Origin of the sequence: Paenibacillus sp. FSL P2-0322 (assembly GCF_037975315.1) — a bacterium.
Classification (GTDB): domain Bacteria; phylum Bacillota; class Bacilli; order Paenibacillales; family Paenibacillaceae; genus Paenibacillus; species Paenibacillus polymyxa_B.
The window spans coordinates 694,849-717,831 of sequence record NZ_CP150243.1 but is presented as its reverse complement, the minus strand read 5'-3'; the positions used below and the strand labels follow the sequence as shown (position 1 = coordinate 717,831).

At 42.7% G+C, this 22,983-nt stretch carries 20 protein-coding genes; 3 read left to right on the top strand and 17 right to left on the bottom strand.

Translation table 11 applies throughout. From position 1 onward, the window contains the following. Positions 1-48: 48 nt before the first annotated feature. The 3 genes from MKY24_RS03290 to MKY24_RS03280 are packed head-to-tail and all read right to left on the bottom strand — an operon-like array spanning position 49 to position 7,063. Entirely contained in the window at positions 49-2,406 is a 2,358-nt protein-coding gene (locus MKY24_RS03290) for a beta-galactosidase (RefSeq protein ID WP_339201409.1), read from the bottom strand. Positions 2,407-2,427: 21 nt separating this feature from the next. After that, complete coding sequence (locus tag MKY24_RS03285) at positions 2,428-3,714, bottom strand: cellulase-like family protein (RefSeq protein WP_068941324.1); 1,287 nt, start codon at positions 3,712-3,714, stop codon at positions 2,428-2,430. Next, positions 3,707-7,063 carry a DUF5107 domain-containing protein gene (locus MKY24_RS03280; protein ID WP_339201408.1) on the bottom strand — a complete coding sequence of 1,119 codons (3,357 nt, stop codon included), beginning with the start codon at positions 7,061-7,063 and terminating at the stop codon, positions 3,707-3,709. Before MKY24_RS03280 ends, MKY24_RS03285 begins: the two co-directional genes overlap by 8 nt. 136 nt (positions 7,064-7,199) lie before the next feature. On the opposite strand from MKY24_RS03280, the gene MKY24_RS03275 reads away from it, so the two are divergent. Together MKY24_RS03275 and MKY24_RS03270 are read left to right on the top strand one after the other, a co-directional pair. Continuing rightward, positions 7,200-8,081: a helix-turn-helix domain-containing protein gene (locus MKY24_RS03275; RefSeq protein WP_339201407.1), complete on the top strand. Its 882-nt coding sequence runs from the start codon at positions 7,200-7,202 to the stop codon at positions 8,079-8,081. A 115-nt stretch (positions 8,082-8,196) separates the two neighbouring features. Next, the gene (locus tag MKY24_RS03270) at positions 8,197-9,171 is read left to right on the top strand and encodes a bile acid:sodium symporter family protein (protein WP_076295395.1); all 975 of its coding nucleotides are present in this window, start codon (positions 8,197-8,199) and stop codon (positions 9,169-9,171) included. A 266-nt stretch (positions 9,172-9,437) separates the two neighbouring features. Here the strand turns inward: MKY24_RS03270 and MKY24_RS03265 are convergent, their stop codons facing one another. Then, on the bottom strand, positions 9,438-9,863 hold the full coding sequence (locus tag MKY24_RS03265) for a MarR family transcriptional regulator (RefSeq protein WP_023986869.1): 426 nt from the start codon (positions 9,861-9,863) through the stop codon (positions 9,438-9,440). Positions 9,864-10,350: 487 nt separating this feature from the next. Then, on the bottom strand, positions 10,351-10,560 hold the full coding sequence (locus MKY24_RS03260) for a hypothetical protein (RefSeq protein WP_023986867.1): 210 nt from the start codon (positions 10,558-10,560) through the stop codon (positions 10,351-10,353). 210 nt (positions 10,561-10,770) lie between these two features. On the opposite strand from MKY24_RS03260, the gene MKY24_RS03255 reads away from it, so the two are divergent. Further along, on the top strand, positions 10,771-10,995 hold the full coding sequence (locus tag MKY24_RS03255; protein ID WP_023986866.1) for a hypothetical protein: 225 nt from the start codon (positions 10,771-10,773) through the stop codon (positions 10,993-10,995). Positions 10,996-11,388: 393 nt separating this feature from the next. On the opposite strand, the gene MKY24_RS03250 is transcribed toward MKY24_RS03255, so the two are convergent. The 12 genes from MKY24_RS03250 to MKY24_RS03195 form a co-directional block, all read right to left on the bottom strand. Continuing rightward, positions 11,389-13,056, bottom strand: a complete 1,668-nt coding sequence (locus MKY24_RS03250; RefSeq protein ID WP_023986865.1) for an AraC family transcriptional regulator — start codon at positions 13,054-13,056, stop codon at positions 11,389-11,391. Between the two features lie 153 nt (positions 13,057-13,209). Beyond that, complete coding sequence (locus MKY24_RS03245) at positions 13,210-14,172, bottom strand: ABC transporter substrate-binding protein (RefSeq protein ID WP_080751592.1); 963 nt, start codon at positions 14,170-14,172, stop codon at positions 13,210-13,212. A gap of 266 nt (positions 14,173-14,438) precedes the next feature. After that, positions 14,439-15,257: an alpha/beta hydrolase gene (locus tag MKY24_RS03240; protein WP_339201406.1), complete on the bottom strand. Its 819-nt coding sequence runs from the start codon at positions 15,255-15,257 to the stop codon at positions 14,439-14,441. Positions 15,258-15,360: 103 nt separating this feature from the next. Then, positions 15,361-15,861, bottom strand: coding sequence for a pentapeptide repeat-containing protein (locus MKY24_RS03235; RefSeq protein ID WP_339201405.1), 501 nt, complete (start codon positions 15,859-15,861; stop codon positions 15,361-15,363). A gap of 267 nt (positions 15,862-16,128) precedes the next feature. Further along, a complete protein-coding gene (locus MKY24_RS03230; RefSeq protein WP_339201404.1) occupies positions 16,129-17,463 on the bottom strand; it encodes a DUF418 domain-containing protein in 1,335 nt (444 codons plus the stop codon). A gap of 220 nt (positions 17,464-17,683) precedes the next feature. Then, positions 17,684-17,983: a hypothetical protein gene (locus MKY24_RS03225; protein ID WP_339201403.1), complete on the bottom strand. Its 300-nt coding sequence runs from the start codon at positions 17,981-17,983 to the stop codon at positions 17,684-17,686. Between the two features lie 33 nt (positions 17,984-18,016). Then, positions 18,017-18,214, bottom strand: a complete 198-nt coding sequence (locus MKY24_RS03220) for a hypothetical protein (RefSeq protein WP_218639122.1) — start codon at positions 18,212-18,214, stop codon at positions 18,017-18,019. Positions 18,215-18,259: 45 nt separating this feature from the next. Next, positions 18,260-18,406, bottom strand: coding sequence for a hypothetical protein (locus MKY24_RS03215; protein ID WP_218639123.1), 147 nt, complete (start codon positions 18,404-18,406; stop codon positions 18,260-18,262). An 809-nt stretch (positions 18,407-19,215) separates the two neighbouring features. Then, positions 19,216-19,536 (bottom strand): hypothetical protein, encoded by a 321-nt coding sequence (locus MKY24_RS03210; protein WP_339201402.1) that lies wholly within the window; start codon positions 19,534-19,536, stop codon positions 19,216-19,218. 5 nt (positions 19,537-19,541) lie between these two features. Beyond that, positions 19,542-20,756 (bottom strand): ABC transporter permease, encoded by a 1,215-nt coding sequence (locus MKY24_RS03205; RefSeq protein ID WP_339201401.1) that lies wholly within the window; start codon positions 20,754-20,756, stop codon positions 19,542-19,544. Next, entirely contained in the window at positions 20,753-21,490 is a 738-nt protein-coding gene (locus tag MKY24_RS03200; protein ID WP_053324566.1) for an ABC transporter ATP-binding protein, read from the bottom strand. The genes MKY24_RS03205 and MKY24_RS03200 overlap by 4 nt, the downstream gene beginning before the upstream one ends. After that, positions 21,487-22,959, bottom strand: coding sequence for an efflux RND transporter periplasmic adaptor subunit (locus MKY24_RS03195; protein WP_339201400.1), 1,473 nt, complete (start codon positions 22,957-22,959; stop codon positions 21,487-21,489). The genes MKY24_RS03200 and MKY24_RS03195 overlap by 4 nt, the downstream gene beginning before the upstream one ends. Positions 22,960-22,983: the final 24 nt, after the last annotated feature.

The window sequence follows — 22,983 nt, the reverse complement described above, 5'->3', positions numbered from 1 at the left end:
CTTTATGTGAAATTAGTCTGGAAAGGAATCACCATGTAACCTTCTGGGTTATATGGTGATTTTGATTTCATATACAGGCACAAGGCTAACCGAACTGATATTTACAATACTTTCCTTTGTCGTCTCTTTCCAGCCAGCCATGGTCGTATTGCTATTGAGAACCTTACCTTTTCGAATGGAAGAAACATATACGTACAACTCTTGCTCGATGAGCCGATGCTCAAATGCTTTCAAACCTATTTCCCAGGTCGTATGGTTGCAGAAATTATCGTTGATCAGTTCGCCATCAATAAAAGCATAACCGATATCTCCAGTATAATGGATACGCAGCAGAGCTTCCTTGATTCCGTGAAAGGCATCTAATTCGAAATCAAGGGTAAATTTATCGTTATTTATCCTTTTCAAATTGAAATGAATTTCTTTCTTAGGAGCCTTTAAACGATATGTTTTGAATACATTGTTTTCTGTTATTTCAAGCAGTTCTCCACCGGAAATCGATGTGAATGAGGCGTCAAAATCCGGGAATACACTCAGGGTTACCATTTCTTGGTCCGTTGATTCCAGCCTTAGATCGCCCTCAGATACAAGTACATTGGCATTTGTCAAAATGACTCTGTCCCGGCCTTGCATGTTTACCTTCCAAAATGTAAGACTTTGCTCATCAGTCATCGTATAGATGGCAACTTTTTGACCACTTTCAGATACCAGATGGATGAGACTATCCTCCTCTTCAGCAACCTTAATGATCGTGTTCCCATCCAATTGCTCTATCGAACCTTTGTCGATTGTGGCACTAATTATATCTTTTGACTCCATTACATACGTTCCTTTCATACCCTCTGGTACAAAGAAAAAATAATATGCTTCTCCATCCTCTTCTATCCTTGTTATCAGCTGTGCCGTAGCATATTTGAGCTTCATTCCATCTAAATTGAAGTTAAATGGCAATATGGCAAAACTATCACGTGCTAACGTCAGTTCACCTTGACTAGGGATTACAATCGTTTCCTCGGGTAGCTCAATACTCACATTAAAATCGCACAGGTCGTAATTTTCGGCATGGTCTTGGAAATTATTTAGAAACAGGTAACCCGATCCGGCACTGGATCGCACTGCATATCGTAACGTATCCACATCATAAGGGTCCATCTGGGACGTATCCCCTGGCAGAATTGTCTTTGTTAGTGAGAATTGCTTTTGGAACGTTGAAAAAAAGTAATGCTGCAGCTTTGTTCTTTGGTATGATTCCCTTACTTGGCCGAATTCGCCGATCATAGCGTTGAAATCATAGGATATTTTAGGAGTGGCTAGATCATTTGTGAACGGGTTAACCTTACCTCGAGGATTGGAACCCCCATGATACATGTAGTATCCGATCAGGTTACAGCCTTCTGCAACCTTCATGACAGTCATCGCTGGAACACTGCGGTAGGGAAATGCGAATCGATATTTATAAAACTGAACCATGCCGCCACCCATTTCACAGCAAGCGTACGGATAGTCTTCAGGCGCGTATTGAGGCTCAAAATTGTAGCTCTTTGGAATCTTGTTATTATGCTTGTCTCGGAAAATGTATTCCGGTGTCGCAGGATGCTCGTTCATCCCCTCCAACCGTCCCTCTTCGTAGTAGATCCATGGCCAATAGGCATACCCGCCCCATAATGGCAGCATATCAGGTACAGGAGTTGTCGCTCCTCCCCATCCTGTGCACGTATAGATCGGAGTATCAATCCCTGCTTCCAGAGCTATTTCTTTAAGTTTTAACATATGCGAGTTACCGTCACTTCCGCTGTTTAACCACATATCATTAATTCCTACAGTCAAGGCCCACTGGGCAGATGAATGATTATGCTCGTTTTCGATTTGGGTGCCGATAATTGGCCCCCCCTCCTTATATAACAACCCTTTAACCTGGGTACCGATTTCGTTATACATTCTTCTTGTATAGAACAGATACCCCTCATCATTAGAACGAACCTCAAATGGTCGACCAAATAACCAATCTGGCATACCGCCGTTTCGAATTTCCCCATGATCAAAGGGGCCGATCCGAATCATGGAGTATACCTGATGCTTGCCGCACAACTCGATGAAACGACGAAGATTTTTGTTCCCACTCCAATCAAAAATACCTTCAACTTCTTCATGTAGGTTCCAAAAAATATAAGTGGCAATGATGTTTACGCCGCCCATTTTTATTTTAATAATTTCGTCTTCCCAATAGCGTTCATCATAACGGGCATAATGGAATTCACCACAAATACCGAAAAAGGGCTCTCCGTCCTTCTCCATAAAATAGTTGGTGAATCCGATTTCCTCTCCTTTGGGATTGGTGCCGCCAAGTTTGATATATCCTTTAACAATATGCTTTTGATCGTCTTTGACTGTAACCCGATAGTTTCTCATGGAGTTCACTCCCCTCACTCGTTAATCTGAATTCAAGATAAATTGATTCCATTTGCGCTGCCAAGCGATATCATTCCAGAATGGATGATGGGGAGCACAGTTAGAGCAGAGGGTCATTCCCCAGAACCCAAGTGCCATTCCTTTTCGCAACACATATTCAGCGATAAATTTGCCGACTGGGCCTTCTTCAAATTGGGCATACAGCGGCGTGTAGCCTACATAACCTTCTCCTATGACTATTGGAATACCGGAATGACGTGTCCATTCATGAATTTCTTCTAAACGGGTGTCGGCCTTCTGCAACATGGCAATTTTATGGTCTCCATACCGATCGTACAAAAATAAATCCCATTGGTCGGGATCTACCCAGTCGTGTAAATAAATAAGCCTCATGCCGACTGGATTGCCTTCCATCCGCCAATTCTGCTCCGGAGGCAGGGTCCACTTTGCAAATGGAGGAGCATCTTCTCTTAATAGGGATTGTACGAATGGATTGGGGAACGGCGCCAACTCATCATAAAGCCCTGCCGCTTCCATAAGCTCATTGAGCACTCCTTTAATATAAAGATGAAAATGGGCAACCTGCATATTGCGCGCGACGTAAGCTTTAGGGTAGGCTTCATTTAACGTATAGCTTGCCGTCATCATAATATCGGGATGACATTGGCGAAGATATTCAATCGCTTCTTCTACATAGGGCTGCATGGCTTCAATAAGCGCTGGTACATTCGTTTCGGCTATGCCTTCAGACGTCCCAACAGCGTTTAACTGCCCAAATTCCACTTCGTTATGCAACTCTGTATAGATGATCTGGTTCCTATAGCCTTCTGCTGTGACGAAACGGATCAACTGATCCATTGATTTTGCAATGGCCATGAATCTCTCCTTAGGAGGTATTGCAGCTAATTCATCTCTAAGCTCAGCATGAGCCAGAAAGCTGGGACTCTGCTGATATTCCCAAGAGGATAACATAATGTAACAGTTATGAGCCTTTGCTTGTCTAAACAGTTCAAGTAAATGAGCATGCCCGTCCAGCACTGCGCCGCCACGACAGTTATACCAACGCGTACGCTGACCTACTTCCCCAAGGTTAGCAAACTCCAAGGGTCCAGGACGTTTGCCATCCGCTGTAAACAACATGAATGGCATAGCACATATTCGGATCGTATTGTACCCTCTTTCGACCGCTTCTTTAAAACGGGCTTCAAGATCGCTGTAGGGCTCACCTTCTTGCGTCATTGTATACCAAGAAAAGTCCCACATGGTGATCGTCAATTTGCGCGGTACATTTCTCATGAGATTACTCATTTGATTTCCCCTCCCAGCTCCAGTCCATATGGTTCAATGCTCCTTGATGGTTAGCTTCCAGCTTAAGCACCGATTCAAAATGCAAGATAGCTTCGTCCTGTCGTCCTAATCCAAGCAAACCAAGTGCTTTCATATAAGTACAATGAACCTGATTACGATTATTCAGGTCATCTTCAAAGATGAGAAAGTCGGGTAACGAAACCGCAAAATAATCCATTTTCACGGGTTCGAACAAGTGCCTTTCGGCGTAATCAATGAGCTTGTTGAATCGACGATTGCCTTCCTTCGCATAACCAAGTTTCTGCCAGGCCAATCCTTGGTAAAATATCATATCCGGCTGTTGATCGTTATAATACATGGCGTTAATGGGTTCTCCCAGTCCTTGAGAGGCCGTGGAAAAAGCCTGCCTTGCCTCATCTGTTAATTTCAATAGCTCATACGCGCAGCCCAAATAATAGTAGATATCGTTATCTCGGGAACCCTCTAGCTTACCTTCGCCAAGATTCTCTGGATACACTAAAGCCTCCTGCAGCCCTTTTACAGCCTGTTCAATCTGCCCAGACCTCAGGTCGGACTTCGCAAGCTCTACCTTGGCAAGCCTATACTGTCCAGTCACCTTCCCCTCTCCGCCTTCCCATGGATGAAATATTCTCCCTGTCAGCAAGGACAACGCTATTTTATGCTGCTTCATCGTATTGTGAACGGTTACATATTCCAAAAACAGATCATCGCGAAGCTTTATGATTCCCGGATAACTCTCCATTAGGTTCAATCTGTCGTTGGGCTTGATGTTCAGCTTCTTATACAGCTGGTCAAGCTCATAAAGAACACGCGCGTCTGAAGTATTGCACGCAAAGGCCTGCTCTAACGAATGGCGAGCCTTCTTTACTTGGCCTTGTTTGTTAAAATATCCAAGAGCAAGATTACGGTGAACAACGGGGTAAGTATCGTCAATGGAACGAGACGTTTCCCAGCTGGAAATGGCATCCCAATGCCGTTTCTTGTCATAGAGTAAATTACCTAAGTAATAATGCGCCTTTCCATCCCCCGGTCTCGTTCGAATTGCAAATTGTAACACATCCAACTCCAACAGACTGTTAGGAAAGCAGTAGTCGGGAACTGCAACTGCGGCCTGCGCGAGAGCATTATTCGCCTGCTCATACTTGCCGATTTTAGCATAGCAGAAGGCCTGAACGTAATACAGCATAGGGTATGTTTTCGCCTGCTCTGGAGCTTCTTCCAACACACATACTGCATCCTCATAGAGTCCCGCCGCTGCATAGTCCGATGCTACTGCTATATAATTATGCACATCTCCACGCATCCATTTTTCCAGCTCTTCGAAGACCGTTTTAGCATCATCTCGTAACCCGAGAGCCTCTAATGATAATGCTTGCTCACGGTAAGCTCCAAAATCGGCGATATCGAGCTTAATTGTTTCCTTGGAATAGGCTATTGCCGCTTCGTAGCTGCCAAGCTTACGAAGAATAACCGACTTCAGGTTGCGTGCTTTGTAGTTGCGAGCATTTCGGATTATCGAACGCTCCACCAGCTCCAACGCTTCTTCATAGTTCCCTTTTTCTGTCGCAATCTGTGCCAGTGAGAAATACCCGCTGTCTTGCCATGCTGCACTCCATACTGATTTATAAAATGCAGCGAACGCCTCATCCATCCGCTCTTGGTATTTTAGCGACAAGCCAAGCTGGTAGTAGGCCTCACCGTCATAGGGATTAGAGTTACGCCAGGTTACCCGCGAGATAGCTTTACGAAAGCACTCTTCACTTTCTGAATACAACCCTCTACGAAGAAGCAACGTACCATATGCCACATTTATGCGGCTGTCATTTTTATCTCTTTTCAGGCCCTCAAGATAATACGCCTCGGGTTCAAAGGTAGCATGACGGTATTGCTCCAAGTGTTGTCCTGCTAAATATAATTCTTCGTTCGTTCTTAATTCCTCCGGTTCTGGCAGGGGGGCGGCAGCAGCCGGCATCTGTTCAACTTCCTTTTTCTTCGGCTGATAGCTAATCAACTCCCTTCCGGTCACGTCTTTGACGGTTAAGCATAGTTCATAATCCTCATCCTCAGCCAAAATAACTGTCTTCTGCATAAAGGCCTTATTAGGTGTCAGATCTAAGGTTTCTTGGATATAAACTTTCCGCTGACTACTTAATTTCACAACAGCGTCACGAAATGACGAAGTTACATAGACTCCAATCTGTGCTGTCCCTTCGCTGCGATTTAATTCCAAATTAACGGCTGCGTCAATTGAAGCGTTTTTGACAATACCAATATGTTTGTAAGGCATAAAATACTGCGAGAACGATTTTTCTTCATACGGCTGAAGCCAAGTGAAATCTGGTTGGTTATCGGTACATACCCCCGTCATCAACTCGATGTAGGGGCCGTCTTCGTCTGTTAGATTCCGGTCCCATGCTTGGCCGAATTCGCCATTTCCCCATGTCCATTGCTTTTTTCCGGGAGAGATGTGATGGTTAGCCACATGCAAAAGCCCGGCTTGTTTCATATGGTCGTAACCACCTATGAAATTGTAATCCGATTTATAGGCCATATATGAAGTGGGGACAGGAATATTTTTGTATCGGGAGATATCTACGCCTTCAGAATAATCCATTTTATAATAAGTGCCTGTAGCGATCGGGAAACGGGATACATCTCGCTTTCCATGGTCGAACACGGCTGATACGTCTGGAGGAAAAACAGATTGTGTGTGCTCATGTACCGCTACGGCTGGATTGGCCCACCATAGAAACGTTTGAGGCTCGGCAGTCCGGTTGTATAGCTGGGCCCCAACTTTAAGGTATGCTTTATCCGGTTGGAGTGTAAATCCAGCTGTTACTTTCGTGCCGAACATACGATCAATTTCGCTCACCCATACCGTTGCGCTTCCGTCCTCATGTTCTTCCAACTTGTATTCAACGGGTCCGTAAGTGTTGGGACGGTGATGCTGAGGCCAGTTGAACTCAATGCCTCCAGATATCCACGGCCCCAATAAGCCCACAAGCGCTGGTTTGATGACCCTGTTATAATAAACAAAATCGTAACCGTTGGTCTTGTCGACCGCACGATAAATGCGGCCTCCCAGCTCTGGCATGATCTCAATGCGCAAGTATTTATTTTCCAGAAAAACAATTTGGTAATTTTCAAGCTTCTTCTCATCCTCAATTTTATCAATTACCGGATGCGGGTACACTCGACCGGAACTTCCCTGGTAGACACGTTTCTCCAGAAACATTGGATTTTTGTCGGGTTTGCCAATTCCATACGTGGGGATCTGCACGGTTTCCTCCCACACGCGTGCCTTAGCGTCGAAGATGCTCAATTCCATCACTCCCTCATAGTCGCTCTTATATTCAGAGTTTACAAGTAAGCGACATTACAGACAATTGACAATCCACTGTTTATGATGGACTATATACGTATTTCATCATTAGAGCCGCCTAAGGCTAGGAGATGGATAGATTATGAATAAGAAAGCTGATGGATTTGAGGGTGAAAAGTTATATGTCCTTCCACCCTATATGCTGGATAAATTAAATATGAATCCGCTTACAAAAAATCTATATATTACGGACATAGGCTGCTTCAACCATGCCCGCCATCATTTTCGTGAAAGAATGCACGGATGTGACTCGCATATATTCATCTACTGTGCCAGCGGAAAAGGTTGGATACGAACAAAGGATGGCCTAACGATTGATATGACGGAGCGAAGCTTTGCGTACATTCCCAGGGACATGCCGCATGCTTATGGGGCTGACGATGGAGATCCTTGGACGATTTACTGGTTTCATCTTAAAGGGGACCAAGCTGATGATTTTATGGCATTATTTGAGCCTTTTAAAACGTATATTTCAATGGCCTCCAGTGATGAAGTCAAACTACTGGAGCTATTTCATCAGTGTTACGACCTTTTACTGAACAAATCATACTCCAGCATACATTTAGTTCAAGTATCGCAAACTATCCGTTATCTGCTGAGTTTTGTTGTATCGGTTGCATTTCGCAAGGAAGACAGTACGTACCAGAGTCATGTGGATAAGGCAACACGCTATATGAGTGAACAATTGGAATCCACCGTTTCGCTTGAGGAGCTTAGTCGGCATGTTCAGGTATCCAAGCAGCATCTGAACTTGATATTCAAACAATCCACCGGCTACTCTCCTGTCGATTACTATTTAAGAATGAAGATACAGAGGGCCAGTCAGCTTTTGGATTTGACGAATGCTTCTATTAAAGAAATTAGCATACAACTCGGTTTTAGGGACCCTTACTACTTTTCCAGGCTATTCAAAAAAATAATGGGCTGCTCTCCTTTGGAATACCGAAATAATTTGAAGGGTTGATCTATGTTCATCAGGAGTGTTCAAATTTGCTTCTATCGGGCTGCCGCAAGGTCACAGATCATTTACGAATCGGGGGTGCAAGGTCTATACTTAAGGTTAAAAAAGGAAGTTTTGTATGCTCCTCACGTTGAATCGTAGACTAAATGCAGCTATGCCGCTAATTACACCAATCAGCATTCTAATTGGCGTCCTAATCGGTACGCCGTTGTCAGAATATACAGAACTCTCTCCCTGGCTGTTTGCATTCATGACCTTCGCGGGCAGCATCAGTATGGGGTTTAAGGATTTTGTCCATGTGATAAAGCATCCTGGTCCACTGATCGCCTGTCTGTTTATTCTTCACCTGGCTATGCCGCTTCTTGCCATGATGCTGGGGCATCTGGCTTTCAGTAATGATCCTTATACGATCACTGGACTTATTCTTGGTGCGGCTATCCCTACGGGCATTTCCAGCTTCGTGTGGGTCAACATCTATAAAGGCAATACGGCGCTGACATTGGCGATCATTTTAATTGATACGATTTTGGCCCCATTTGCCGTGCCGGGCATCATGTCCCTGCTGATCGGAGCGGATGTGCAGCTCGATACTTGGGCGATGATGCAGAGCCTATTCTGGATGATTGTCGTTCCTTCGCTAATCGGCATGGTGTTGAACGAATGGACTAAAGGGAAGATCAAGCAGGTATGGGGACCTCGGCTAGGCCCGTTCTCCAAGCTGGCTATGGCTCTTGTCGTCATGATTAACGGATCTGTCATCGCGCCTTATCTGGTCGATTTTAATCTCAAGCTTGTTGGAGTATGCCTATCCATAGTCGTCCTTGCTTCCACTGGATATGCGATCGGTTATCTGATATCAGGGCTGATGCGGTGGAATAATGCAGACCGTACGGCGCTTGTCTTTAACGGCGGCATGCGTAATATTAGCGCGGGAGCTGTGCTGGCCATCACCTATTTCCCGGCCCCGGTAGCACTGCCTGTTGTACTCGGGATGATTTTCCAGCAATCCACGGCATCTCTGGTCGGATTTCTGCTAAGTCGTCGCGACCGCGGCAACGCCAAGGAAAAGCGCAATACGGCCTCAGTTTCTTAAGCAAAGGGGGCTGGCGGCGGTTCCAGACGATAAAACTCCTCCTTATGAGGAGGAGTTTCGGAAGGGCGTTTCTATGCGCACATGGTTGGGAGCTTAATTAAAACATGCATGCACAATCATGTAAATGTTCACTTTCCAATCATAACATTTCTATTGAATCGTCTAGGGTAATAAACTAAGCCCCTGTAAAGAGCCTTTCGTGGCACAACGTTCAAGCCACATATTACCCTAAGGAAACTAAGAACGATATACACAGGTTGCAAAGTCTAAAATAGCTTTTGCGTAAGATTTTGAAATTGTGACTTCACTCCATCTTTCTGAAGTTCTGATTGTAACACCTGATTAAAGGTTTGAAGTGCACGCTGGAATTTATTTTCACCTAATTCCGTAATCCGAGTATACACACCTCGTCGATCATCCTCGCATGTATATCTTTGTAAAGCCCCGCAGTTTTTGGCTTCCATTCTCACTACGAGTCTCGATGTCGCACTTTGACTTAATCCCACCAATTCTTGAAGTTGCTGCAGTCGTAATTTTTTTTCCTCGGAATTGGATATAAAACCCAAAACATAAAACTCCTTCAAGGATAAATCATAATTTTGTAGTAGAGCTTGTTCTAACTTATCATTTAAAGTGGAATGGATGTGAGACAAAGACAACCATACATCCAAGAGTTCGTTTTCATGTTGCAAGTTTAGACCACACCATTCTATGTTAAAGTATCTCCACTTAGTTTATCCTATTGTATCAAGCTTAAATGGAATGGTCAAAATCCATACAATATTTTAAATATTACAATCCGTCGTCACCGAACCAGTATGCAAATGCAGCATAATGATTCTCGTTTCAGAGTGTCCATTCTATTGACAGTAGTCCATCCTAACTATCGTCCTATGCATGTACATTGCTGCAATTAATCTTAAAAATGCGAGAAAGCGAAGATAGGTCAATTATGGTGGTATCTGACCATAATCAACCTATTGAATGAACGGCATTGCTTTACGGCCCGATTTATCAATGTGTTCCGGCCGAGGATCTCCTTGCACAAAAATTCAAATTCCGTTGTCCTCCATGGGCGAACGGTTCCCAAATGAAGCACAGTGCTCATATGCCAACCGATCGCCAGAGCGCTAGCCGCATCGACTTGCGCGATGTGCTCCTGGAACACGAGAAAGTCAGTCAAGGAAATTCCCCGCCCCCAAGGTCTGATGGAACCGCCAATTTAAGGTAACCGATTTTCCTCAAATCGGTTATCAACATATAATTCAAGTCGTTTTCCGTATCCGCCTTCTCGGTCTCTGCTGCGTTTTGCATCAAGATTACGTCTAATCGAGCAAGCCATTCCTGCTGTCTATCCGTTGTTACCAATCCGTGCCGAACTGACGGCATAGGGTTGCACCCCCTTATATGCGTTGATTGAACTTTTTTAAAACTATAACAGCCATGATTCGGAAATTGAATGTCCAAAAGTGATTTCCGCTTTATCCAAATGCGAATTCTTTTACTATTCATATTTATTTACTTTGTTTTATGTGAAGCTCCATCTTATAATAAGGCAAAAGCAATGCTAAAAACTTTAATTTAGGAGGTGCATTCCATATGTCGACAAAAGCTTATGAAAATCACCTCAATGCACCAAATAAATATTTCTTTACTCCGACATCACTCGAAAAATCGAGCGGTGCTTGGCCAGTCAGGGTCGGGTCAGCGAAGCAAAAGTCCGTCGCCCAGTACCTGCTCCTTTATTCTGATTTAAAGGAGAAACACACACGTTATCAATGTGCATACGATCATCATTTCCTCCTATATCCAGAGCACCAATAGTTGTTTCTCCCTCTAAAATTGTAAAATGATGATATTTTTATATATTATCAGCTAATTTTCCATATGTTTCACAAGCTGGATTAGAATCAAAGTTCTCGTATTTATCCAAGTCCATGCATTACCTTCCCGATCAAGTTGAGGGGCACTCGCTTGAAACCAGGAATTCTTGGCGCTATAGTCACGGCCGTGCCCTTTTTTTCATCATCAAATATTAATGTTTTGTTCTCCCAGTATGCTGTAGATTCAGATGCGAGAGGCCTAAATCCTTGTTCCACTGTCCGAGCGGAATGAAAATCTGGCCATAGATGGAGAGTACATTCCTCGTTAATCGAGTTATGCTGGTTAAGCGCTGTCCACGCTCAAAAAAAGTGATTAGGGTTTAGCCTCCCCTGATCACTTAATTTTCTTATTAAAAATATACGGTAGCACCTCTAGCAACTGTCCGCGTGTAATGGGATCATCATAATTCCATATATTATCCACAAAATGAGTCTTACTGTTACTTAGATCGGCTAAAGCCGCAATATGTGGACAGTGAGCAACAGTTTGCAATTCCTGGCGAGAAGCCAAGACGAAATTACGATCTCCCGCATAGTGATTCATTTGATGCTGCTGAATTTCTATCCATGCTTGCCCTTGCTCGATTAGGTGCATCACATTGGCAGAAGGACGAAAGCCAAGAGATTCATACAAGGTGGCAGCCAATCCGCTCTGGCCCATAATATAAAGTTTTGTACCAAACTTGAGATAAACAGCAGCTGTCTCTCCAGCAACATAAGCATCTGCTAATTGCCTACGTACCAATCTTACTTTGTTCTCATATCTAGTAATCCACTTCTCCGCCGCTTTACTACGTTCAACTAGTTTAGCAATATACCGTAACCGCTCAAATAGTCTAAACTTACTGTTCAATATAACAGTAGGAGCGATCGCATCTAGTTTCTGCAAATCTTGTTCGGGATGAACATAGCTAAGCAATAATAACTCCGGCTGCAGTTGTGCAATTTTATCTGGATCTGCCCAATGCCCGATATTATGAATATTTCGCAACTTATTGTGATAAATCACGTTATCTTTCATTATAGAGATGGCCGCTCCTATAGGGGGCATGGCTAAAACGAGCAATTCTCCAAGCGTAAATTTGCCATCAGTCACGATACGTGTTGTATCTTTGGGAACATGAATCTTTTTGCCAAATGAATCGATAACTGTTCTTTGCCCAGTACGAAGATGAATATTCTCATACTCACGCGGGGTGTGTCCAGTTAATTTATGAAAGCACCGGCTGAAATAGTATTCATCCTTAAACCCAATTTGTCGAGATATTTTGCCCAATGTCTCGGTGGAATTACACAGAAGTTCTTTTGCGTGGTTTATACGTAATTGGACCAAATAATCATTTGGCTTTTTGCCGGTCATTATTTTAAACTTTTGACTATATTGCCATCTGACCATTCCAGCCATGTTAGCAAGTTTTTCAACTGTTAAGTCTTCATCATAATGCTGTTCCATATACTGTACGGTTTGTTGAACCAAGTTTATCTTTTCATTGTTCTGCAACTGGGAAACTTGCTCATCGAACTGAGCCATCAACCCCAGAATGAGCTGAAGTCTACCTTGCATCATAGCCATTTCTGATGTGGATAGAGAGGAACAACATTGGTTACTTATCCATGCTTCATTCCCTAATACTCGATTGATTTGAGAAATCAACAGATTATAGGGGTAACCACAAAGCAAAGGTGGATGAGCAACCGGATTCAAAGTCATTCCTTCTACTTTAAAGGTTTCAAAGGTAAAGCGTGCAAGCTGTGCCTCTTTGTTACTTGATTCCATAGTGTAGCGTTGTACAGGCAAAACCAGAATGCAGCTTCCTTGTCGTAGATCGATTGCAATATTGTCTACATACAGCCGTATGCCGTGACTGAGTGCTATCAATAATGTGCATAAATTTGTTTCATTGTCATTCATTCCCTCATTGTGGCCATTCGCTGGAATTATCTGGTCAACTTGAAACCTATCATAGTGTTGCAGCCTAATATACAGGGGTGCTAGATTCATAAGCAACTCTCCAACAATTGAAAATGAGAATCATTATCGTTATTGTAACATATAATGACCTGCTTTCAACTATAGTTCAGCTTTTAATAGTTGGAGTATGTGCTATTTTAGAAAACTAGCGATATAAAGAACTGAATGTGCAAAAATAAGTTCTTACTGTTGGTCCATCCATTGTGGCATCTGTTCAAACAATTGCTCCAAAGCTAACAAATTATCTGTATTCCATTCACTGGGAACAACATAAACATTTCCTTTTTGGACTGCAGGCAAAGTTGCCCATATCGGTCTTTGTAGCAGTCGGTCAGCTACTGTTTTACTTTCATCATCATCTTGTACAATTACAAACAAATGATCACCAGCAAATTCTGAAAGCACTTCTTCTGAAATATTAACGAAAGACACGCCTTCTTGATCAAGAATATTCTTCTGTACAGCTGATGGGACGGCGAAACCGTTCTCCCCATAAATAATAGCACCCAGGCTACGATCGCCCATAACATAAAGTGTTTTACCCAACTGGTAGAAAATTGTCGCTGTCTCCCCTTCTGCTAATTGAAACTTATCAAACATTTCTTTCGACTGTGCTTTAAACTTAGCAATCAATTGAGCTGCCTCTTCCTGTTTGCCAAAGATATTTCCCATCTCCTTTACACGTTCTGTATAAGGAAGAGCTGGGTTAAAGGGGATAGTAGTAGCAATTTTCGACAATGCCTCATTATGATCTACTTCTGCCTTGTAATAACCATTAATAATCAGATCGGGTTTTAAACTCAGAATCGTCTCTAAGTCACCAGGATTTCCAACATCAACGATTCCTTCAAATCTACCTTCATAGTAACTAGGAGTATCTTGGGGAAGGTTATTACCAACAACTGGAATACCCATCGCCAAGAAATCACCAATTGTCTGGCCAATATAAACAACTCGTTTTGGATCTGCAGGTATTTCAACCTGTTTACCTGTTATCGTTGTATATTGAACAGTTTTCTCACTTTCCTCTTTCTGTTCATCAGACACGCTGCTATTAGCATTAGAAGTACTGCATGCCGATATTATCAACAACAGGAGGAAACTCCCTACCCAGAGTATAATTTGCTTTCCACGTTGTTTCTTCACACTTGTTACCCCTTTCCTTCTCTCTATTAATTGAAAATGATTATCATTTACGGCATTATTATAGGTAGTGTGAAAAGGGGAAACAATGAAAAAAACGCAAAGGTTTATTTGGATAAATGTCAATGATCGTCCCGAATAAAACATCTGTTCTCTTATTTCATTTATATGCAGACAGATGCGAATGACACACTACTAGCAGCTATCCCAACCTTTGGACATAAGCTTTGCAGACGAGCCAAGCATTAGTTCAATGGATTAATATACAACTAAAATCCAAACTCTGTTACTCTTTCAAGCCACTCACGCATAAGTGACTCAAATAATAGAGCCTGTTCAATCTGAAGATTATGGCCTGCTCGATCTAGAACAGCAAAGGTTGCTCTAGGATAATTGTCTAAAATTCTAAAAGCATCTATGTAACCAACGACTGCATCTTGTCGCCCAAGAGTAAAAACTGTTGGTTTATCGAAAACTAATTCATCTATATTGGTGGAAAATCCATAGTTTCTTTGAATCTTGCTAAGAAAATCGTAGTCAGCGATCTTACAACCTGCCACTATCTCTTCAGAATACCTTTTCCAATTATATTCATTGAGAACGACTTGATTTGCGCTAAAATCACTTATTTGCTCTTCACTTAAGGTGTCCATAAACTCGCGATCACAATGAACAACAAAATGCTCGGGAAGTATTCTTCTTTTGTGTTCAGGAATAATTAATGGACAAATCAGTGCAGCTCCACCAATACGATCTTTATGTCTATTAATTATTCCTCTTGTAATATATCCACCGTATGATTCGCCTGCTATGAGATAATCTTGGTTTGGGACAAGAGTTTCAATAAAATTTATAACTGCTTCTAGCATTTCATCTGAATTACATATTTGTTCGTAGTCCTTTGTTTGTCCCATTCCAGGCAGGTCAAGATAGATACGACGCCAATCGGGATTATCTTCAAATATCGGTTCCATGCACCCACTCATTAACCGATGGTCTGGTGTAAAACCATGGATCATTATAATCGGTTTGCCTTTACCAATTTCCTCGTAATATATATTGGCATTCTTGACTTTACAATATGGCATACAGACTCCTCCAAAATTGAGTTATTTATAATATTCTTACACTAAAGAAGAATCTACATGTTTTATCAAGCCTAACAAAGCACAAAATAGGTTGTTATTATGGTTAAAGATGCATGCCTAAACTAAATCGGGTTCCATCCAGCACCGCTCCTTTGAAACAGGCTCCCTCAACTGCTGCACCAATGAAGTTGGCCCCCTGAAATTTGGCTCCTGTAAGATCTGCTCCTGCAAAACTTACGGGTTGAAAACCAGGTCTTTCCCATCGTTCAGACTGGTATATTCCAGGTACAGCTACTGCATCTCGAAAAGACGTTCCTCTTAAGTTGGCTTTTTCAAAACGTGCTTCTTGTATCAAACAATCGTTAAAATCAGCCTCTTGTAAATATGCTTTATACCAACAGGAACCAATCAAATTGCCCCCCGTAAAATCACTATTTATAAAGGAACTTTCACTCAAATCAGCATATTGTAGACGTATTCCCTCATAATTTCCTTGAGACCCATCGATCTTGCGGAAAACTTCATGTATGTAGTCGTAGGGCTTTTTTTCCTCTAGCCAGTAATTAGTGATTTTGTTTACAGAAAGAACCATAACTGTACTCAATGGAAAATGGATGGGTTCACAATTGAACCCACCCCTTCCGAGAAATTAAATATTAATATTTTCTATTATTTTCATGATTAGTTTCTCTTTTTCAATTCTGTTCATTGATTATCTTATAGCTCAGTTTATTTAGGCACCATGATCAGAGCCGATGAATACCGAAAATCGGACTGTATTCTCTTTATCTGGTATCCTGTTTGATCAGTCCGTTTTAATTATAACCCGGCACTTTCTATGACTATAAATATAGAGTATCAAGAAGGCTATCTACTTTACTGTTTGTGAGACTGGTTGGGTAGGACTGAATACTCGGTCAAAACGGCGCATCAGTCCTTCAAGCGGGCCGACAGGAAGCCGCGCAATCAGCCAGCCCAGCAGTAGTGCCGCCACTGCGATAATCAGGTCGCCGAACGGAACGCCTTCGAGACTATGCCCGATTCCTATCAGATCAAGAATCCAGACCACCACAAACTGAATGGCATACATGGTCAGCGCCACGCGCCCGACTGCCGCAAAAGGCATTAATACAGCGGAAAATTTCTTCGCCACGAAGCATGCTAGTCCCAATACCAGAAACGAGATTCCCAGGCCTATAATCGTCTGGAATGACGAAGCGGTGTGCGGAGCCGACTGCAAAAGCATATGCCACATTGGTGGTTCCGTGTTAAGCGGCCAAATTGCGTATTCATCCGGCTGCATAGGAGCAATTCCCTGTACGCTGATCAGCCATTGTTCAAAACGAAGGCTCCAACCTGGAAGCACAAAAGTGGCCAGCGTTTTGCCTATCACAAGCATAACAATACCGCTGCCTGCGAGTATGAGAGCTGTGCGTATCCTGGTGAGGTCAAAGCGGCCAATGGCCATGCCGGCAACAAATGCAGGAGTCAAGGCGAGAGCTGACATCGGACCTCCCGCGATATCACTAAGAAGATAAGCTTTCGAGAAAATGCTTGATCCAAGAATCATTAGTGGCGGGGCCGTCACGAGCAAAACTGCTGCTGTTGTAACAATGGTGCGGGGCGAACGGCGAAATAACATTAGTGCCAACACAAACATAGCTGCATAGGCAGGCAAAATGACACCATATGGAGTGTTCAGCATAATAAGCAAATATCCGATAATATCAACAAATACGGCGCGTGCCAGCATTCGCGCACGGAAAGCGGCCGTATCCGCTCCCCGATCCATCATGCGCTGTGCCATAATGGAATAAGACATACCCCCGCACAATACGAATAATAGTGTCGTGTTTCCGGAAACAATCGCAGAAACGTTTGGGTTCGATCCGAAGTGCTGCAAGTACATTCCCAGCACCGCCAGTCCTCGTACTGCATCAAGTGCTACAAGACGCCCGGTGCCCCGCCTTCTCCTCGACTCTTCTACAGAGCTTCGAGAAGGAATATCGCTTTGTGTACCGTCGTAGGATGTATTGGATATACCTGCTGTATCTACTGCTTTTTCATCCAATTTATTAGCAACCGTCTTTTCATCTACTTGATTTTCATTCAACTGGCTGTTTACGGAAGAAGCTCGTTTTTTAATATTTTCCTCTCCCTCATACTCTCTGACGAATCTGCTCATCAGCTTTATACTGCTTAGCAACTTGCATTCCTCCCTGAAATACTGAATTCACATTTTTATCAACCTGGTTATGCAGAGGATTGATGTCACGCTATAGTCCAATATATCCTGCAGATGTCGCTAAAGTTTGATCAAGTTGTAAACAAAATGTCACAGTAGGCGAAACCGTTTTATCGCAAAAACAACCTTATTCGCAGTTGATCACTGGAATAAGGTTGTTTGCAATATCATTAAAAGTCACTCAGTATTTTCCGGCGACGGCATTTAAAATTGAATTGGCCAGTAGTCGGAATTGCTGCTGTGAATGAGCGCCATTGGTTAGATCATTGGAGAAAACAGTAAGACTCTTTTTGTTTTCCTTATAGGTGAAGGCCATGATCTTTCCTCTTGCAGCATCGTGACCTGGCCACCAGCCCGCTTTGAAGAAGTTTCCTTTATTACTTATGGTTGCAAGAACTTTTGCGGCTTTAGGTAGTTTTGTAATGTAAGAACCTGAAATGGTGTAGAAGTATTCTTCATTATCGTAAGGGGCTGTAATCACATGATCCTGTTTGACATTTGCCAGGAAGACCCCTTAGCATCTTTCCCACGTCGGTTCAGCAAACGCAAATTGAGGAACCCGGTTTTTCACATTAGAAGGTTTAAGAACTTTGCCAACGGGTCTGTTATTGCCGAATGCCGTTATATCAAGATAGTATTTGGCTGCCAGCGGATGCAGATCGTCATAAGCCACTGCGAAGTCACCGGCTTCATAACCGGCTCCGCTCTTCATAAGCATGGTGACGTTTATTCTTTTTTTTAGCAGTTCATTGACCACTTAGATGGCTTCGTTATTTGTATTTCGGATTAACACATAGATGGAATGATACAGCATCTCTGTTACCGGAGAGGTTTTGTCCGCAAATACGCCAGCTTCTTTAACCGCATCACGTTCAAAACCGCGCAGATCCAGGAAATCCTGCACAATCTCACCTACTACGGAAGCATAGCTTTTCCGTCTGGACCGGTTCCTGGCTTACAGCGGCCGGCGCATCAGGCAAAGGTCGGGCTTTGACGTATCCGTCTTCCATGAAGCCAGAATCAAAACAAAGGCAATAACGATTACGGAAAGGCCTACCTGGGTGCCCGACACCTGACCTGCGCATTGAAATCAGACAGGTCCAAAAAGTCCCAACAATAAAAAGAAATTTAAGGATTAGTGCTTGAAAAGAAGCTCTGTGCAGCAACGACTTCACAGAAGCTTCACTCTTGTTTAAAATTATTAGCTATTTCTTTTATGGAGTATCCTTGGACTAGGCGCAATTAAGTACAGTCCTTTGCTAGTCATTACTTACCATCAAAAAAATCCGATCGACTTCCTCTCGAATTTTCAAATCCAGGGTATCCCAGTGATAATCAATTAGTTCTCTATGTGAAGAGTATCCTCCCATCTTTTTTCATTTCTTAATAAATCTATAACAAGATTTTTGGCAATTCTCAAAAGATAAAACGGATACGATCTTTGGGCCAGTCAAGGGAAGCACTTATAAACCGAATTAAAGCATTCGTGCAACAAATCTTCGGCATCCTGTTTGTTATGCACTATTCTCAAGGATTTCCAAAGAGTTCTGATTTATAAGATAAAAATAGATCCTCTAAATCTTTAATGTCCATATTTTGCTTATTCCTTCCGTTCTGTTTGGTTACAGTGTTCTCTTGACATAAATAACATAGAAATTTTTATCATCTGTCTCCTCAGGCTTTTGGACGAGCATTTGCTGATTCAAGTACTTTTCAACAAATGGCTGCATCTTCAATATCAGTAACATTTTTTAGAGAGGATTCGCTCCCTTTGGATTCGTTATTTAATTTGTCGGTTGATACTGTTTTTATTTTTTCTGCAAATTCAATCGTTTTTACTGGATGTGGTTTACTACTGAAGATGTCAGAGAGTTTTAAAATATTTAGAACAATACAAATGATAATAATAAACAGTAGTCTTCTTCTCTTAATCCGATGAGCTCTGGTTCTATTATGCGTATAGCTTTTTTCAATAGTATATGTTTCTCCAAAATCTAGAAGCAGTTTACGTTTTATTTTGCGATCATGTGCCAATAAAATTATTCGTATCTCAATGCATCTATAGGCTTCAAGCTTGCTGCTTTATAAGCTGGATATACCCCGAATAGAATGCCTGTACCTGCGGAGCTGAGAAACGAATATATGATAGGCGAGACCGTAAATTCAATGGCCATATGAGAAGTTGCTTCAATTATTTTGGATGCTGCTATACCAGTAACAACCCCGAGGATACCACCCATTAGACCGAAGATAACTGCTTCTGACAGAAATTGAATCATAATATCTCTTGGCTTGGCACCGATAGCTTTTCGAATCCCGATTTCTCTCGTACGCTCTATAACTGAAACCATCATAATATTCATAATTCCGATTCCCCCTACCACGAGCGATATCGCGGCTACACCTCCCAGCAAGTTGCTCATGATTTTATCTACACCTAAAGCTGCACCTACTGCTTCGGACAGACTTGTAACTTGAAATTGATCCGGTTCTGAAGGTTTTAGCTGGTGCGTCACACGCAAGCTTTCCAATATGTCTGAATGAGCCTGATCCATCAAAGCTGGTGACTTGGCGGACACATCCAGAGTGACAATATTCTTCTCACCCAAACGGTTCATCATAGTGGTAGCAGGGATATAAATTTGATCATCACTACCGTAGCTTAAGTTCGTAACTGGCTGAGTATCCAATACTCCGATCACTTTGAAAGGGATCTGTTTAACTTGAAACGTTCGTCCTAATACATTTTGGGTATCTCCACCAAAAAGACGTTGAACCGCTTGGCTTTCAAGGACGGCGACATTCATGCGTTTATCCATCTCATCGTTGGTAAATGTTCTACCCTCGGCAAAGGAAGCCTTTTTGACCTTATAGAATGAAGCGGAAGTCCCTACAATAGTGGCGTTATAGTTATATCGCCCCCACGTAGCTTTTGAATTGCTCGTTATATTTGGCATTAATGCATCTATAGACTTCTTTTGTTCCAACGCCTCGATATCAGCCCACGTAAATGAGGCCAAGTTGCTCACAATGACTTCTTCTTCAGTCATTGGCATGGCTGGAGCAACCATAAGCACGTTATTTCCTAATTTGTCGATTTCCTCCTTAATACTGGCCTTAGATCCATTTCCGATTGCCATAATGGCAATAACCGCCGCTACCCCAATAATAATACCGAGTATCGTTAAAAATGAGCGCATCTTGTTGGTGGTTAAGCTATTCATAGATACACGGATTGTTTCCATCAAATTCATAGGCTTACCATCCTTGATGAAATTCGTCTATTCGTAATACGCTCATCTCGTTCAATATTACCATCCCGAAAACTAATCAATCGTTTGGCATATTCAGCAATTTCCAGCTCATGCGTGACCAAGACGATAGTTTTTCCCAGCTCATTCAAGCCTTGGAACAGCTCCATAATCTCGACGCTCGTCTTCGTATCCAGTGCTCCCGTAGGCTCATCCGCCAGCAGAATAACAGGATTATTCACCAATGCTCGGGCAATGGAGACACGTTGCTGCTGACCACCAGAAAGCTCATTAGGCTTGTTATACATTCGTTCTGCAAGACCAACGCTACGTAGTGCCTCCACGGCTCGTTCCCGGCGTTCCTTGGCAGGTATACCTGCATACATCATAGGTAGCTCTACATTTGCTAATGCTGTAGTTCGGGGAAGTAGATAGAATTTCTGAAACACAAAACCCAGTTTCTGATTTCGAATCTCCGAAAGCTCGTTCTCACGAGCATCCAATATGGAGTACCCATCCAGGTAGTACTCTCCGGTATCGGGATGATCAAGACAACCAATGACATTCATCATGGTAGACTTGCCCGAACCAGAAGGTCCCATAATGGCAACAAATTCACCTTCGCTAATAGATAAATTAACACTGCGCAGAGCCTGAATCTTCTGACCGCCTACCTCATACATTTTTTTCAGTTCTTTAATTTCGATAACAACTTTATGGGATTGATTTTCTCTCATTGTGCCTGACCCCCATCAGGGTCTTGACCCTCTTGACTGCCATTGGAACCAGCACTACCACTCTGAGGTGGAATAACAATGGTCTCGCCTTCCTTGACACCGGACTTGATTTCGGCCTGATCCGCTGTATAGACACCCAGCTTCACTGGCCTGAATTCATAATCTGCAGGGTTAGCCGGGTTCTTCGCTACATATACTCCATCCACTCCACCTTCGGATCTCAATGCGAACAGTGGCACTGTAAGCGTATCTTTGTGCTCAGCCAACTGGAGCGATACATCTATATTCATCCCTGACTGTAGCTTTATTTTTTGGCTATCTAAAGATAATTCAATTTTGTATGTAGTCACATTGGATTCAGTAACCGGCTCTGGAGATACAAAGAGGACTTTGCCTTTAAATTGTTTGTCCGGGAATGAACTTGTGTGCATCGTAGCCTGAAGCCCAGTCCTCATTTTAGCAATGTCACTTTCGTTAACCTTGGCACTAACCTTCATAATGCCTGTATTAGAGTTGTTCATAACAATAAAAGGTGCTGTAGGACTGGTACCCACATCGCCGTTGACCTTCATGATTATTCCATCCCATGGCGCTGTAGCCTGTAATTTGTTCAGGACACTTTTCTTCTGTTCCAATTCCGTTTCCGCCTGTTGTAAAGAAGCCTGTGCGGATTGAATGTTGGAAGCATCAGGCGGGGACTGTGCAGCTCTTAATTGTATTAAAGCTGTTTTATAGCCCATTTTCGCCTCCTCAATCGCCTGAGCTTGGCGGTTCTTTGCCTTTTTATATTGAAGTTCAACATTATTCATATCCAATTTTTCCTTATCCAGGTTTTGCTTGGCCGTCGCCAGGTCACTTTCTGCAGCTGCATCATTCTGAACTAGATAAACCTGGTCATCATAATCCTTTTGTGCTTTATCCAAAGTCACCTTGGCCGCCTCTTTTTGTGCAGTGGCTTCCTCTAAATCCATCCCGTCCTTGGCTGTTTTAATCGCCATCTGTGCCTTTAAGACATTTGCCTTCTGGAGCTCAATATCACTGGACTTCGGTCCACGCTTGGTTTCCTCCAGCTTGGCTCGGGCTATCGCTACATTGGACTCAGCATTTTTAATTTGTAACCTGGAATCGGAATCATCCAAACGAGCCAGCACCTGACCAGCCTTGACACTATCTCCTGCTTTGACATTGACAGCAATGAGCTTGGCACCCTCGACATTTGTAAAATTAATATTCACTTCCTTAGATGCCTGAACGGTCCCAGTCACTTTAAGCGACTCGGTCATGTTTGTTTTCTGTACCTGTACGATCTGGTTCACAGGACTCTCCACGGGCTTTTCCTGCCCCTTTTTCATATAAACAAAACTTCCAATTCCCGCTATAATAACCAAGACAAGAATACCTATGATCCCTTTCAATCTTTTTTTCCTTCTTAACACTTGCAAAGCATCTTTCTTTTCTGTTTCCGACAATGTTATATCCCCTTAAAATGTATT